18 protein-coding genes are annotated in these 13,255 nt (G+C 63.3%); 12 read left to right on the top strand and 6 right to left on the bottom strand.

The window, feature by feature from the left end; genetic code table 11:
- The coding region (locus C495_RS07885) for an NAD-dependent epimerase/dehydratase family protein (RefSeq protein ID WP_008161716.1) at positions 1–550 on the top strand (550 nt) is incomplete at its 5' end.
- Positions 551–567: 17 nt separating this feature from the next.
- Here the strand turns inward: C495_RS07885 and C495_RS07880 are convergent.
- Positions 568–2,022 (bottom strand): sugar transferase, encoded by a 1,455-nt coding sequence (locus tag C495_RS07880; protein WP_008161714.1) that lies wholly within the window; start codon positions 2,020–2,022, stop codon positions 568–570.
- Between the two features lie 316 nt (positions 2,023–2,338).
- On the opposite strand from C495_RS07880, the gene C495_RS07875 reads away from it, so the two are divergent.
- The 4 genes from C495_RS07875 to C495_RS07860 all read left to right on the top strand — a co-directional run bounded on the left by C495_RS07875 (position 2,339) and on the right by C495_RS07860 (position 4,087).
- On the top strand, positions 2,339–2,626 hold the full coding sequence (locus C495_RS07875; RefSeq protein ID WP_008161713.1) for an AbrB/MazE/SpoVT family DNA-binding domain-containing protein: 288 nt from the start codon (positions 2,339–2,341) through the stop codon (positions 2,624–2,626).
- Between the two features lie 89 nt (positions 2,627–2,715).
- Entirely contained in the window at positions 2,716–3,000 is a 285-nt protein-coding gene (locus C495_RS07870) for an AbrB/MazE/SpoVT family DNA-binding domain-containing protein (RefSeq protein WP_049890208.1), read from the top strand.
- Positions 3,001–3,096: 96 nt separating this feature from the next.
- The gene (locus C495_RS07865) at positions 3,097–3,594 is read left to right on the top strand and encodes a hypothetical protein (protein ID WP_008161709.1); all 498 of its coding nucleotides are present in this window, start codon (positions 3,097–3,099) and stop codon (positions 3,592–3,594) included.
- Positions 3,587–4,087, top strand: coding sequence for a metal-dependent hydrolase (locus C495_RS07860; protein WP_008161707.1), 501 nt, complete (start codon positions 3,587–3,589; stop codon positions 4,085–4,087). Before C495_RS07865 ends, C495_RS07860 begins: the two co-directional genes overlap by 8 nt.
- Before the next feature lie 46 nt (positions 4,088–4,133).
- Here C495_RS07860 and C495_RS07855 read toward each other — a convergent pair whose 3' ends face one another.
- Together C495_RS07855 and C495_RS07850 are read right to left on the bottom strand one after the other, a co-directional pair.
- Entirely contained in the window at positions 4,134–4,535 is a 402-nt protein-coding gene (locus C495_RS07855) for a PIN domain-containing protein (RefSeq protein ID WP_008161705.1), read from the bottom strand.
- Positions 4,522–4,800, bottom strand: coding sequence for an antitoxin VapB family protein (locus tag C495_RS07850; protein ID WP_008161703.1), 279 nt, complete (start codon positions 4,798–4,800; stop codon positions 4,522–4,524). Before C495_RS07850 ends, C495_RS07855 begins: the two co-directional genes overlap by 14 nt.
- Before the next feature lie 130 nt (positions 4,801–4,930).
- Here C495_RS07850 and aglF point away from each other — a divergent pair, with 130 nt between their 5' ends.
- From aglF to C495_RS07830, 4 genes are all read left to right on the top strand, one after another.
- Positions 4,931–5,674: a UTP--glucose-1-phosphate uridylyltransferase AglF gene (gene aglF / locus C495_RS07845; RefSeq protein ID WP_008161701.1), complete on the top strand. Its 744-nt coding sequence runs from the start codon at positions 4,931–4,933 to the stop codon at positions 5,672–5,674.
- Between the two features lie 109 nt (positions 5,675–5,783).
- A complete protein-coding gene (locus C495_RS07840; protein WP_008161698.1) occupies positions 5,784–6,908 on the top strand; it encodes a DUF4330 family protein in 1,125 nt (374 codons plus the stop codon).
- 1 nt (position 6,909) lies between these two features.
- Positions 6,910–7,671: a hypothetical protein gene (locus C495_RS07835; protein ID WP_008161697.1), complete on the top strand. Its 762-nt coding sequence runs from the start codon at positions 6,910–6,912 to the stop codon at positions 7,669–7,671.
- A gap of 126 nt (positions 7,672–7,797) precedes the next feature.
- Positions 7,798–8,802: an A24 family peptidase C-terminal domain-containing protein gene (locus C495_RS07830; protein WP_008161696.1), complete on the top strand. Its 1,005-nt coding sequence runs from the start codon at positions 7,798–7,800 to the stop codon at positions 8,800–8,802.
- A 3-nt stretch (positions 8,803–8,805) separates the two neighbouring features.
- Here C495_RS07830 and C495_RS07825 read toward each other — a convergent pair whose 3' ends face one another.
- Together C495_RS07825 and C495_RS07820 are read right to left on the bottom strand one after the other, a co-directional pair.
- A complete protein-coding gene (locus tag C495_RS07825) occupies positions 8,806–9,030 on the bottom strand; it encodes a hypothetical protein (protein WP_008161693.1) in 225 nt (74 codons plus the stop codon).
- Between the two features lie 71 nt (positions 9,031–9,101).
- Entirely contained in the window at positions 9,102–9,557 is a 456-nt protein-coding gene (locus C495_RS07820; protein WP_008161692.1) for an HIT family protein, read from the bottom strand.
- Positions 9,558–9,888: 331 nt separating this feature from the next.
- Here C495_RS07820 and C495_RS07815 point away from each other — a divergent pair, with 331 nt between their 5' ends.
- From C495_RS07815 to C495_RS07805, 3 genes are all read left to right on the top strand, one after another.
- A complete protein-coding gene (locus C495_RS07815) occupies positions 9,889–10,875 on the top strand; it encodes a CDP-glycerol glycerophosphotransferase family protein (protein ID WP_008161690.1) in 987 nt (328 codons plus the stop codon).
- Positions 10,863–11,543: an NTP transferase domain-containing protein gene (locus tag C495_RS07810; RefSeq protein WP_008161688.1), complete on the top strand. Its 681-nt coding sequence runs from the start codon at positions 10,863–10,865 to the stop codon at positions 11,541–11,543. Before C495_RS07815 ends, C495_RS07810 begins: the two co-directional genes overlap by 13 nt.
- A 153-nt stretch (positions 11,544–11,696) precedes the next feature.
- Entirely contained in the window at positions 11,697–12,395 is a 699-nt protein-coding gene (locus C495_RS07805) for a glycerophosphodiester phosphodiesterase (protein ID WP_008161685.1), read from the top strand.
- A gap of 60 nt (positions 12,396–12,455) precedes the next feature.
- Here the strand turns inward: C495_RS07805 and C495_RS07800 are convergent, their stop codons facing one another.
- On the bottom strand, positions 12,456–13,169 hold the full coding sequence (locus tag C495_RS07800; protein WP_049890210.1) for a uracil-DNA glycosylase: 714 nt from the start codon (positions 13,167–13,169) through the stop codon (positions 12,456–12,458).
- Positions 13,170–13,255 lie beyond the last annotated feature (86 nt).

The raw sequence follows: 13,255 nt of genomic DNA, 5'->3' as shown, positions 1-13,255 counted from the left end.
AGATGTGTATAAGAGACAGCCGTACGGAACTTCCAAACTCGCCGCCGAACGCTACGCCAGTTCCTACCACGAGGTCTACGGCCTGCCGACGGTCTCACTGCGGTATTTCACCGTCTACGGGCCGCGGATGCGCCCGAACATGGCCATCTCGAATTTCGTCTCCAGGTGCTACAACGACGAACCGCCCGTCGTCTACGGCGATGGCACCCAGACCCGCGATTTCACCTACATCGAGGACGTTATCGAGGCGAACCGCACACTCCTCGAGACCGACGCCGCCGACGGCGAGGCGGTCAACATCGGCTCGACGGACAACATCCAGATCAAGACTCTCGCCGAAGAGATCCGCGACCAGCTCGCACCCGACCTCGAGATCGAGTACGCCGAGCGCTACGACGCCGACGCGGATCACACCCACGCCGAGACGACGAAGGCACAGGAGTTGCTCGGCTACGCTCCCGATCACACGATCCGCGAGGGCGTCGCGAAGTTCGTCGAATGGTACGAGCAAAACCGCGAGTGGTACGAGCCGCTCGTCCGTCAGTCCTGAGATCCGACCCTCAGCGACTACCCACGGACCGTCTCCAGAATGTCCACAAGCACCGTCCACACCTGCCGAATCACGATCTGCAGATCGAACCACAGCGATTGCTTGCGGATGTACTCGAGGTCGTAGCGAAGTTTCAGGTTCGGATCGGTACTTTTCGCGTCGTTGATCTGCGCCAACCCGGTCAAGCCGGGTTTCACGAACCAGCGTTTGCGCCACGCGGGGGCGTCTTCCTCGAGCAACACTTCCTCTTCCGTCCAGGCGGCTCGCGGCCCGACGACGCTCATGTCGCCGACGAAGATCGACCACAGCTGTGGCAGTTCGTCGAGGTGCGTCTTGCGCAACACGCGACCAACACGCGTGATCCGATCGTCTACTTCGCCGGGGGTTGCGTCCTCGCTTTCCGGGAGCATCGATCGGAACTTGTAGACGGGAAACGTCTCGCCGAAGCCGGCGGTGCGGTCCTGGCTGTAGAACACCGGCCCCGGACTGTCGAGTTTGATCGCCGCGGCGATCACCACCAGCAGCGGCGCGAAGACGACCAACCCAACCGACGCAAACACCACGTCGAACACCCGCTTGAACAGGTGATCCAGCGGGTCCCAGGGCTCGAGATCCACATCCACCAACTCGCCGACGGCCCCATCCGCAACCAGCACGCTGTCGGCGTACTCCCGGTGGACGGTCGCGCTGACGCCGTGGTCGTGACAGGCATCCAATGCGCCGAAAAACTCCGCGCGGTCGGCCCGCCCGAACGCGAGCACGACGGTGTCGATGTCGTACTCGAGGAGGACGTCCTCGAGTCGCGAGAGCCCGCCGAGGCGATCCAGCGCGCCGAGTCGCCCGTGTGTCTCGATGTCCTCGAGAATGGTCTCGAGGTCACGGGGTTGGGAGCCGCTCGCCTCCACTGCCACGCCGCCGTCGGTGGCGACCCGACCCGACGACCGCACCAGTGCACTCGTGGGACAGAGGTAGCCGACCACCGGCCCCTCGACGGCGGGCGCGACCTGCTCGAGCTGGGCGAGGTCGTCGCCGACGAGCAGCGTTCGCTCGGAGCCCCCGGCGGGCCGGCGAATCCAGACGAACCACGCGGGGATCGCCACGAAGAGGAACCCGAACGTCATCACGAGCGTCGCCCGTGGCAGCCGGTGTGACCATTTGAAATACCCGAGCGTGGCCAGCGCGAGCCCGCCCGCAAGCACGCGTTTCTGGGCCAGAAAGACCGTATCGAGGATCCGCCGCGGCTGCGGTTTGTACAGCGGCAACAGCGCGCCCGCGACGGCGAGCACGCTCAACAGGACCGCCCACCACAGCGACGCCCCGGAGAGAACGGTCGGCTCGAGGCGATCGAACAGCGGCACGTGAGCCGTAAACACCGACTGCGTCGCGGGGTGGTTCGCGGCGAGCACCGCACACGCGGTGAGAACGATCGCGCCGAGACTGCTGCCGATCCGGTAGCGCCACCCAGTAACCATCGTCAGAGGGAGGTCCCTGCATTCGTATAAATACTGTGATGAGTCACGGCGGTTTACGAATGTCATCTTAACTGTTGTGGCCGGTGTCGTCGCCGAAAGGGCGGTCAACGGACCGAAACACAACGTCACCGGGTGCGTTTAAACTGCGTATCCGCGCGCTCGCACCTGAGACCGGCCTCGAGCGAGGCGCGTCGATCCTGGAGCCGAAATCAACACACCGATTCAACTGGAGACGACACCAGGTGCTGATCGGCTGCGGGGACCGAATCAGCGGTCGGAAGAGGGTTTTACCCTTCCCGCAGTACTACAGACGATAATGAGTAAAACGGTGGAGGCCGACGATCGAGGTCGAATCGTCATCCCCCACGAGATCCGAGAGAAACACGGTAATCGATACCGCGTTATCGAACTCGACGATCGGGTCGAACTGCGTCCGCTCGAGGAAGACCCCATCGAAGGGCTGCGTGATGCTGTCGGTGATGCGTTCGACGACGAACCGATCGACGAAATCAAACGAAAGTCGCGTGCTGCTGCTCGAGAAAACGCGACCGAATGCGACGGAAACCCGTCGACACAAACCGGCCACTGTCGCGGGCCTCAGTAGTTTGGAGGCCGAGTTTGTCATTCAGAGTGAGAGCTGAAATCAGTGTGCTGACCGAAACGATTCTGTCCGTTCCCGCACAGAGTGTGAATATGGTGAAGGTGGACTCAAAAGGGCGAATCGTCCTCCCGAAGGAGGTGCGAGAGCGACTCGGTATGACGCCGGGGACAGAGGTGACCGTCCACGAAGAAGACGGGAACGCAGTCGTCGTCCCTGAAAACGACCCGGACGAAATTCTCGAGCGGATGGAGCGACTCGTCGCGGAAACGGCGTCGGAGCGAGGGGAGACGACGCCACGTACCGAAGGAACCGATCCGATTGCCCGAAAGCACGGCGATGCTGTGCGAAGCGGAGCGACGAAAAACAGCGGCGAGTGACGCTGGTGAGCCGTCTCTCTTCGCTATCGGCGTGATCGCCCTCGAGCCGTTGCGGATCGATACACCCAAACCGCCGACGCGAGACGCGGGAGACGAATGCGTCTCGCCGTTAGACTCGCGATCGTCGCACTCTCCCTTACGGCCCTGCTCGGGCTCTGTGTCCACTACGGCGCGACCTACGACGACAACTGGCCCCATCCGACGGGCGACCAGCTCCGAGACGACTACGACGCGTACGCGGGCGAGCGCGTCCTCCTCATCGGCGACGTCCAGGCCGTCGACGGCGACACGCTCGAGGTCCACATCACGGACTCCGCCGACCGAACCGCAGCCGACCTCGAGGTCCATGCACCTGACACGACAGTCGACTCCGGTGGGACCGTCCAGGTGTACGGCGTCCTCGAGGCGGACCAAACAGTAACGACCGCCGACGTGGTCGTCGTCAACCCCGACTCGCACGCGCTGTACTACAAACTCGGCGTCTCCGTCGTCGGCGTCCTGCTCGCGATCGGCTACCTGTTCCGTCACTGGAGAATCGACCCGCGCACGCTCGCTCTCGAGCCACGACCGACCGACACCACGAACGATGGCTGAACTCCTCTCACACGTTCTCATCGCCTACGCCCTCGCGACCGCCGCGAGCTGGCACTACGAGTGGCTGACGAAGCGGTGGGTGGCGATCGCGATGATCGGAGCCCTCCTCCCTGACATCAACCGAATCGGGCTTTTCGTCACCGACGCGACGCTCGAGAGCGCCCTCGGCGTCCCGTTCGATCTCAACGCGGTCCACACGCTCGGCGGCGTCGTCCTGCTGGCCGTCGTCGGCGCGATGGTCGTCGACACACACCACCGCCGGACGTTCGGCGTGTTGCTCGCGGGGGCGCTCTCGCACCTGCTCGTCGACGGGCTCAAAGTGTACGCCGACGGGGCTGCCGGCGCGTGGCTGTATCCGCTCACGTGGTATCGCCATCCGACGCCGAGCCTGTACGTCTCGGCTGATCCGGCCGTCCTCGCCGTCGCCGGACTCGCGGCCCTCCTCGTCTGGCTGCGAGACCGAACGCGACCCAAACCCGAAACTGATCAGTAACAGTAGAGAGGAGCACGGTATCGTTGTTCACAACCAGAGATAGATGTTAATAGGTCTCTACGGATACGCCATCGAATAGCTGGAAGTCGTCCGTATTTTGCGTGACAACTGTCGCGCCTGTCTCTTTCGCAACGGCGGCAATCAATAAATCTCCAGAGAGGGAGTTTATCTTGTCCTGATTCACAGTTTCATCCCGGTGAAATTCCGATTCTAACTCGCCAGCAATAAAGGCGTGTTCCACCTGAAACGGGAGGATGGTCATCCACTCGAAGTGTGACTGAATCTCAACTGGGTCAAGTTTCCCCTGAATCTCCCTTCCGACGGCGATTTCTTTGATGTTCAGTGTCGTCGTTACAAACTCCGCTTCGTCGTGCGTTTCGAGATAGTCTGCAACCGCTTCCCGTCCCGCCCAGTAATGGATGAGGAACGTCGTATCAAGCAGTTTCATCGTCTGCCTCGATATCCGCGAACTCATCAAGAGCCTCTCGTTGCCGTGCGGAAAGCCCGTCACTTGTTTGGTCACGGGAGTCCGCAACGATTCGCTCGAGTTCGTCGGCGTCTCCTTCGGAGAGTGTTCCGAATCCCTCACGCCAATCGACAGTCGTATCATCCAGCATGCGGTTCATAAGGTCCGTAAAGCTCTCATCCTCTCGTTTTCGAGCTTTCAGCCGCTCGTATACGTCATCTCGGATGCCGATGGTTTTCGTCCCCATAGTTTGTGTATACATACACAAACACAAAATCCTCACTGATGGTTTCAACGCGGAACTGAATAAAGAAACCGTAGTAGTAACTACTGGTAAGCAAAAAAGTATTTAGTGGTTGAATCACCCGGAGTATGATATGCAAGCTGTCGTACTCGCGGCCGGCGAGGGGACCCGGCTGCGACCGTTGACCGAGGACAAACCGAAGGGGATGGTAGAAGTCGACGACAAACCCATTCTGACCCACTGCTTCGAACAGGTCATCGACCTCGGGGCTGAGGAACTCCTCGTTGTCGTCGGCTACGAGAAAGAGCGGATCATTGAACACTACGGCGACGAGTTCCAGGGGGTGCCAATCACCTACACGCACCAGCGCGAGCAAAACGGGCTGGCCCACGCCCTGCTCACCGTCGAGGAACACGTCGACGACGACTTCATGCTGATTCTGGGCGACAACATCTTCAGTGCGAACCTCAGTGACGTCGTCAACCGACAACAAGAAGAGCGCGCCGACGCCGCCTTCCTCGTCGAGGAGGTTCCCTGGGAGGAAGCCTCCCGCTACGGCGTCTGTGACACCAACAAGTACGGCGAGATCACCGACGTGATCGAAAAGCCCGACGAGCCACCGTCCAATCTCGTCATGACCGGCTTCTACACGTTCACGCCCGCGATCTTCCACGCCTGTCACCTCGTCCAGCCCAGCGACCGCGGCGAGTACGAGATCAGCGAAGCGATCGACCTGTTGATCCAATCCGGCCGCACCATCGACGCGATCCGACTCGACGGCTGGCGGACTGATATCGGCTATCCCGACGATCGGGATGCCGCCGAGAAGCGTCTCCGCGAAGAAAGCGAGCGCGAACTCGAGGCGCAGGCGGCTTAGTAACTGGGTCCACGCGACCGTCACCGCTCGATTCGACAGATATCAGCGGATAACAACATATATACTCCGCCGATAGTATCGTTTTTCTAATGCTCGGAACTGGTGATCTATGCCTATAATCGACGACGACGGCGATCTCTTCGGCGTCGTCAACGTCATCGACGCGCTGGCAGTACTGTTGGTGCTTGCAGTCGTCGTTGCTGGGGTTGCAGCCGTCGGCGTCCTCTCCGGGGGCGGCGAACCGGAGACGAGATATGCGACGATCGATCTCGGCAGTCAGCCCGAGTACGTCGTCGACCGCGTCGAAGCGGGCGACGAAGTGCCAATTGAGGGCTACGACCAGAACCTCACGGTGACGGACGTCTACGTCACCGCAACTGACGACGAAGACAACGGGACCCGCGTCATCGTCCGCGCGGAAGTGAACGGCGAACTCATCGACCGAAGCGACGACGAGCCGATATTCGAGTTCGCTGGCGAGCGCCTCCGCGTCGGCGACACGCTTGCCCTCGAGACCGACGAGTACGTCACCGATGGGCAGGTGACGAGCCTCGAGCAGGATGGGGCCGACCTGAACGTCGAGACGACGCCCGTCCTCCTCGAGACAATGGTGTCGGCGAACACCGCCGACGAGATCACCGAAGGTGATACGTTCGACGCAGGCTCGAACACGATCGCGACGGTCCAAACCGTCCAGCCGTATCCGATCGATAACGACCAGTACCGCGTGCATCTGGGCGTCGAACTCGAGACCATCCGTGACGGGACGACCCCGCGCTTTGCCGGGCAAGCGGTCTCGATCGGGAACCAGCTCTCGCTGACACTCGACGCCTACTCGCTCGACGGTGAGGTCATCCGGCGGGGCACGACCGAGCCCGCAGGCGAACTCGAGCACACGACAGTCGAACTCAAACTCGAGGACATCGATCCGGACGTCGCCGACGGCCTCGAGGTGGGGATGACCGAGACCGTGCGCGGCGAGACGCTGGCGACGATCCAGTCCGTCGACAGCCAGCCCGCAGACATCGTGCTCGAGGGCGACAGCGGCGGGATCTACCTCCACGAACATCCGAAAAACAAAGACGTCAGGCTGACGGTCGAACTTCGAACGATGCGAACCGACTCCGGCGTTCGATTCCACGGCGAGTCATTGCGGGAAGGAGACGACCTCAGACTCGACGTCGGAACCACGATGGTTCGAGGGACCGTCACGACGCTGAACGCTGACGACTAGGATGGGCGACACCATTCGAGACCGATCGACGGCTGTTGCACTCGCCCGACGCGGACTTTCCCGAGTCCGATCGGCAGCCGCCGGCTCGCGTCTCCACAGTGCCGTGTCCGGGAACGAACGTATCCGGTCTCGCTCGACCGACGACGGGCACTCCGACAGTCGGGTCGGTGCCCTACTCAGTACCTCGGTTGTCGGCGCGTCCGCACTCGCCCTCGAGAATCGACTCACCGCAGCCACGGACACTGCTCGAGTCACCAACCTGACGACGGCGATCAAAAGCGCCGTCACCGGGTCGTTTTGTTACCGGTGGCTCACTGCCGAACCCGAGCCAGAAGTCATCGAGATCGATCTCCGCGAGACGTGGACCGCCGGCCCAGTCATCACCACCATCGATCGAACGTGTCGGGAACTCGCGGCCGGCGTCCCGACCGCAACGATCACGGGAATTGGGACCGATGTTGCTACGTTTGTCCAAGCGCGACCGATCAGGGCCGCGAGTCTAGCCCTTCTCCCCGCCCTCTTCGGGTCTCTACTCCTCGGCACGTTCACGGGAACGCTGTCAACTGTCCCGGTCGCCGCCCTCGTCGCCCTCGCCGCGCTCGCTGCGGCCGGACTCCGTTCGACGACGACGCTCGAGGAACTGCAGGCAACTCGAGCGGCCCAGTTGCTCAGTGCGGCGTTCGAACCGCCGGAGCCGCCGACAACGGAACAGAACGACATCGCTGACCGGTCTGAAGACGACACTGACGACGACCAGCAGTGACCGACCGCGACCCGACAGCGAAAGCGGAATCGAGAGCCGTCTCGAGCGGGCCACACTGGTGACACGCTCGAGTCAGCCGACGACGAGGTCGAAACAATAACACCGTCGCACTCGAGAAACACGTCTGTGACATTCGCTGGCGTGTCGGCGACGATGCCGGATCTGCTTCGCCTCGTCGCCGTCCCCGTCTTCGCCTGGGTTGCCGTTCGGGATATCAAGACCAGACGGGTCTCGAGTGGCGTCTGGATTCCACTGACAGTAGTGGGGCTCATCGCTCTCGTCTGGGAGGGGCGACGCGCCTGGGAGGCGGGTGGCTTCGCCTGGAGTCACGAGTTTCTCATCCCGACGGCGGTGAGTCTCGGCTTCGTCGTCCCCATCGCGTACCTGTTCTGGTGGTTCGGCGGGTTCGGCGGGGCCGACGCGAAGGCGTTGCTCGTGCTTGCGCTCTTGTTCCCGACGTTTCCACAGTATACGCTCGGGTCGTGGACCCTGCCGATGACGACCACCCCCATCGGGACGTTCTCGTTTACGGTGCTAACGAACGCCGTCATCGTCGGGATGGCGATTCCGCTCGCCCTCGCGGTTCGCAACGCCGCCGCCGGCCGCATCACGTCCGTGATGGTCATCGGCTGGCCCGTCTCGTGGGACGATGTGCCCGAAACACACGGGCGACTCCTCGAGACGCTCGAGGGCCGCTCTCGAGGCGGGCTCGACCTCGATGCTCTGCGGATGTACCTGCGCTGGCGAGGGCTCTCGCTGGCTGACGTTCGCGAGGACCCCAATCGGTACCGTGATCCGGCGACTCTCCCCGACGAGCCGAATCCGCCGACCGACGGAGCCGTCACCGCCACGGTTCGCAGCGACGGCGGGGCAACACTCGAGGCCAACACCCCCGACACCACCGACGACGGCTCGAGCGATGCCGACCCGTGGGGAGCGGAGGCGTTCCTCGCGGATATCGAGGGGACGGCCTACGGCACGACGCCCGCGGAGCTTCGGGAAGGACTCGAGGTCCTCGCAGAGAAAGACACCGTCTGGATCTCGCCGGGTGCGCCGTTTCTCGTGCCCGTGTTCGTCGGGCTGGCGATCGCGCTGGTGTACGGCGACCTGCTCATCGGGACGTTCATCTGACCATTACAGCGTCCGTTCGTACAGCGGCACCAACACCGTCCAGAAGACGACGAACGCGGCTCCAAGCCCGATCAGCGCGAGCCACAGGTCGCCCCGGCCAGTCGGTGGACCACTCGAGAGCAAGCCGAGCGTCCCGACGAACAACAGCACACAGACGAAGAGGCTCCCGAGTTCGAGCACTGCAGCGAGAGGGATCGCTCGCAACCGGGCGACGAAGTCGGCGATCATACGGGTGGCTCACGCGCGAGCGGGAAAAGCGTCACGACGAGGCGTCGACCGATCGACTCGAGTCCGACCAGTTAGGCTCGAGACTCGATATCGGCCGCGATCTCGTCGAGTTCGTCGTCGGAAAGGTCTTCGGTGAGCTGATCAAGGTCGTCGACGCTGAACGAGCCGGCGTCGCTGAAAATGCTGTGGATGGGGCCGGCGCTGTCGTCTTCGAAGCGGGGGACGATATGGCAGTGGACGTGGGGCACCTCTTGGCCGGCCGCCTCGCCGTTGTTGAACGCGATAGTCGAGGCGTCGGCGTCGACGCTTTCCTCGACGGCGGGGACCAAGCGATGGATCGTCGCATAAACGTCGGCAGCGACGTCTTCGGGCATGTCGTTTACCCGCTCGTACTCGGCTTTCGGGATGACCAGCGTGTGCCCCGGTGCCAGCGGATTGGCGTCGAGAAAGGCGATCGTGGTCTCGTCTTCGTAGACGATTCGTGCGGGAATCTCTCCGTCGACGATCTGTGTAAAGATCGAGCTCATAGGGAACTGTCTGTCGGCCCACTGTAAGAAGGTTACCCGCCAGCGGTGTGTGTACTGGCTCCCCACAGCGTGTCGGGCAGAAGTGTGCACCGACAGTCACCGCACACCGACTCGAGGAAATCTGTATCGCTCGGTTGGTGTTGGATGGACAGACTGTGTGCACAAGAGAGGTACTGAAAGCACTATAGTAGTCGTCGGCGTACTCGGCTGTGTCGTTTACTCGAGTCGGCGGCTTGCCACGTCGTCGACCGGTGTCGAGCGCTCTCGAGGTCCCCATCTGGAGTGTCGCTGGAGCCGTCGCACACCACGTGCGGGACAGGAGAATTACAGGATGTGTACGATACTGTACGCCATCGAGCGACCGTTCATGCGAAAGACGTTCGAAGCGATCGACCGTCACGTCGACAGCGAGTCGGCGTACGTCCCGGTTCGAGCGGACGCCCGCGGCTGTAGCGACCGCATCGACGAAATCGAAGTGGACGACCCCGGCGCGGTCGACGAGAACGTGCGGGCGATCGACCCCGCCGTGGTCGTCTACAACCACCGGTTCGGCATCGAGCGCTTCACGTTCTACGAGGAGTACCCGCTCGTGCACGTCCGCCACGGGGCGTCGATCGGGCGCGGCGAGCGATCCGTGACGGCGACGACGATCTTAGCGCACGTCAACACCGCACTCGCTCCCGGCGAGCGGTGGGCACGGGCATACCGGGAGGCTGCCCCGCCGGACGTTCGCGTCGCCGTCGTCGGCATTCCGGAAGCCGACGTGCTGGTCGATTCGCCGCCGCCTCGCGACCGGCGGGTGCTGTACGCGCCGACCAACTACAAGGTCGGGCAGGGCGCGTACGCGAACACGGCTCGCTCGGTCCTCGAGTGTTTCGCCGACACCGAATACGAACTGCTCTTTCGGCCCCACCCGACCGACCGACGCGAGGGGCCGGGACTGGCCATCACAGAGGCCTGTCGCGACCGAATCGCAGAACTCCCGAACGTCGTTTTCGATACGACCACGACGCCCGCCGAGAGCATGCGCCGCTCGGACGTGCTCATCTCGGATTACTCGGGGTCGATCGCCGAGTGGCTCCACACGGGCCGGCCGCTGATCCAGTTGACCGACATCGACGCGCCGGACCGCGAGGTGCCACAGATCGGCGCAACGACGGACACACTCGAGGTCGAACTCGTCGACGACCTCTATCACGACGGCGAACCCGAGGCCGTTGCCCGCCGACGCGAGGCGTGGCTCGAAGACCTCGGCATCCCGATGGACGGCCGAGCAGGCGAACGAGCCGCCGAGGAGGTGCTGCGATGCACGCAGTGATCTTGGCCGCGGGTGAGGGCAAACGGATGGGCCATCACACCGACGATGTCCCGAAAGCGTTCCTCGAGTTCGACGGGCGAACGCTGTACGACCGCCAGCGCGGCTTACTCGAGCCACACGTCGACGGGACGAGTATCGTGCTTGGCTATCGCCACGAGACGGTTCTCGAGCGGTACGATCCCGACGACCCGATCGTCCTCGAGGACTGGGACCGATACGAGAACGCCGCGTCGTTGCTTCTCGCGCTCAGACGCATCGACGACGACCTGTTGGTGCTCAACGGCGACATCCTCGTCGACGAACGCGAGATCGGACGGCTGACCGAGCAGTTCGACGCACTCAGAGGGCGGCTCAACCTCGTCGGCTGCATTCCGGGCCTCCAGAACGACGCGACCGCGATCCGCTGGGACGGCTCGGGACGCGTGACGGCCTACGGGCTCATCGAGGGCCACCAGCACGCCGGCTTCGGCATCGTGAGCCACACCCACCGCCCGGCAGCGATTCGAGTCCTCCAAGCACGGCTCGGTGACTGGTACCCCTACATCTACCCACAGACGCCGACACAGCCGCTGTTGATCCCGGCCACCCGTCACGTCGAGGTCAACCGTCCGGCCGACTTAGAGCGCGCTCGAGCGTGGCTCGCGTCCGAGCGGATACAGTGTGCGTGATCGACGGCCAACGAGAGGGCTGTCCCGACGAACTCCCGTCACCGACTGTCGGTGCTCGAGACAGTACAAAAGATGGTAGATTCTGTACGATCAACCACTTGATTGCGGAGAAAAGAAAATATTGATGGGGACTGGCTCCTGCGGTCTCGGTAGATGGAGATTATCGGCCATCGTGGCTGTGCAGCACAGTGCCCAGAGAACACTCTTCTTGCGATCCGTGAAGCCGCCCGCCGACTGCCCGCCGTCGAGGTCGACGTGCGACGGTGTGGCTCGGGTGAACTGGTCGTCGTACACGACGAGACGCTCGAGCGCGTCGCCGACGTCGACCGGCGAGTCGCGGAGACGTCGTGGTCCGAGCTGCAAGAACTCACCGTCCTCGACTCGGCGGAATCGATTCCGCGCCTCGAGTCGGTGTTACGAGCCGTGCCCGACGACGTCACCGTCCAACTCGAACTCAAAGAGCGAGAGATCGCGGCGGATACGTTGCAGTTGGCGATGGCGGCCGGCGCGGACGTCCGCGTCTCGTCGTTTCTGCCCGACGCGATCGCAGAGATCGACGCGGCCTGTCTCGACGTTCCCAACGGATTGCTCTTCGGCGAAGAACCCGAAACCAACCTCTCGCGGGCGCTCGAGTACGACTGCACGCACGTCTTCCCCCACTACGACCTCTGTGTCGAGACGGACGTGGTTCCAAACGCACGCGAGCACGACCTAAACGTCATCGCCTGGAAAGCCGCGCGGACGGTCGACGATGTCCGTACCCTCCACGAACTCGGCGTCGACGGCGTCACTGCGGATCGCTGGGACATCGTCCCACCCGCACTCAAGCCGACGATGACGACACAGGGGTAGCCACGAATCGTCGGCCATACAACTCGAGCACCGTCGTCGACCCTCGAGTCCGCAGTAGGGTCAATGACCCGCCGAGTCCCCGCCCGTCGTTTCGCGACAGTTCTCGAGTATCTCCCCGATCGCCTCGAGATACCCCTCCGGCTCGTACCCCAAACGCCCGATCCAGACGTCTTGATACGAGGGGTGGAGAATCGGGACGAGCCAGACATCGAGGCGGTCACACCACGTCGGCTCGAGGACGTGCTCGAGAAAGCCCTCGAGGCCCCGGCCCTCGGCGGCGAGCACCGTTTTCGTCGCGTGTTTGCCGGTCGCGAGCACCACGTCCGGGTCGATGGCCTCGAGTTCTGCCAGCAGGTGGTCGCGACAGGTCTCGCGTTCGTCGGCCGTCGGCTCACGGTTGGATGTCGGCTCCTCGCTTGCCGGAAAACATTTGACGGCGTTAGTATAGTAAGCCGTCTCGTCGTAGCCAAGTTGGGCGAGCATGCGCCGGATACGCCGTCCAGAGTGACGGGAGGTGTAGGCTTTCCCGGTCCAGTTGCCGCCCCGCCAGCGGTCGGCGTCGGGGGTGCCGTACCCGGGCGCTTCCCCGACGACCACCACGGTCGCCTCGAGCGGGCCGGTCCCCCACGAGATGCGCTCGCGACACGCGGCGAGCGCCGGACAGCGGTCGCAGTCAGGTTCGATCACGTTTCGCGTGGTCGGGAACGCGGGCGCTCGCGTCGAGTCGCCATCGGACGCGCCGGCCGCGTTCGGATCGGAATTGGACGGAGACACAGTCGAGTGGTTGGTCTCGAACACGTTATAGTAGCCACTGAAAGTCACTGCACACCTGGCCGCACGACGGCTGTGCGGTCAGTGTG

Source organism: Natronorubrum sulfidifaciens JCM 14089 (assembly GCF_000337735.1).
In the GTDB taxonomy this organism is placed as follows: domain Archaea; phylum Halobacteriota; class Halobacteria; order Halobacteriales; family Natrialbaceae; genus Natronorubrum; species Natronorubrum sulfidifaciens.
Note: the sequence above shows the minus strand (reverse complement) of the source record. Positions and strands in the feature narration are given on the sequence as shown.

Excerpts from the sequence above, each read along its gene's own strand:
- C495_RS07840 (WP_008161698.1), top strand. The coding sequence starts at position 5,784 with ATGCCTATAATCGACGACGACGGCGATCTCTTCGGCGTCGTCAACGTC.
- C495_RS07835 (WP_008161697.1), top strand. The coding sequence starts at position 6,910 with ATGGGCGACACCATTCGAGACCGATCGACGGCTGTTGCACTCGCCCGA.
- C495_RS07810 (WP_008161688.1), top strand. The coding sequence starts at position 10,863 with ATGCACGCAGTGATCTTGGCCGCGGGTGAGGGCAAACGGATGGGCCAT.
- C495_RS07805 (WP_008161685.1), top strand. The coding sequence starts at position 11,697 with ATGGAGATTATCGGCCATCGTGGCTGTGCAGCACAGTGCCCAGAGAAC.
- C495_RS07820 (WP_008161692.1), bottom strand. The coding sequence starts at position 9,557 with ATGAGCTCGATCTTTACACAGATCGTCGACGGAGAGATTCCCGCACGA.
- C495_RS07850 (WP_008161703.1), bottom strand. The coding sequence starts at position 4,800 with ATGGGGACGAAAACCATCGGCATCCGAGATGACGTATACGAGCGGCTG.
- aglF (WP_008161701.1), top strand. The coding sequence starts at position 4,931 with ATGCAAGCTGTCGTACTCGCGGCCGGCGAGGGGACCCGGCTGCGACCG.
- C495_RS07880 (WP_008161714.1), bottom strand. The coding sequence starts at position 2,022 with ATGGTTACTGGGTGGCGCTACCGGATCGGCAGCAGTCTCGGCGCGATC.
- C495_RS07865 (WP_008161709.1), top strand. The coding sequence starts at position 3,097 with ATGCGTCTCGCCGTTAGACTCGCGATCGTCGCACTCTCCCTTACGGCC.
- C495_RS07875 (WP_008161713.1), top strand. The coding sequence starts at position 2,339 with ATGAGTAAAACGGTGGAGGCCGACGATCGAGGTCGAATCGTCATCCCC.
- C495_RS07870 (WP_049890208.1), top strand. The coding sequence starts at position 2,716 with ATGGTGAAGGTGGACTCAAAAGGGCGAATCGTCCTCCCGAAGGAGGTG.
- C495_RS07815 (WP_008161690.1), top strand. The coding sequence starts at position 9,889 with ATGTGTACGATACTGTACGCCATCGAGCGACCGTTCATGCGAAAGACG.
- C495_RS07825 (WP_008161693.1), bottom strand. The coding sequence starts at position 9,030 with ATGATCGCCGACTTCGTCGCCCGGTTGCGAGCGATCCCTCTCGCTGCA.
- C495_RS07860 (WP_008161707.1), top strand. The coding sequence starts at position 3,587 with ATGGCTGAACTCCTCTCACACGTTCTCATCGCCTACGCCCTCGCGACC.
- C495_RS07855 (WP_008161705.1), bottom strand. The coding sequence starts at position 4,535 with ATGAAACTGCTTGATACGACGTTCCTCATCCATTACTGGGCGGGACGG.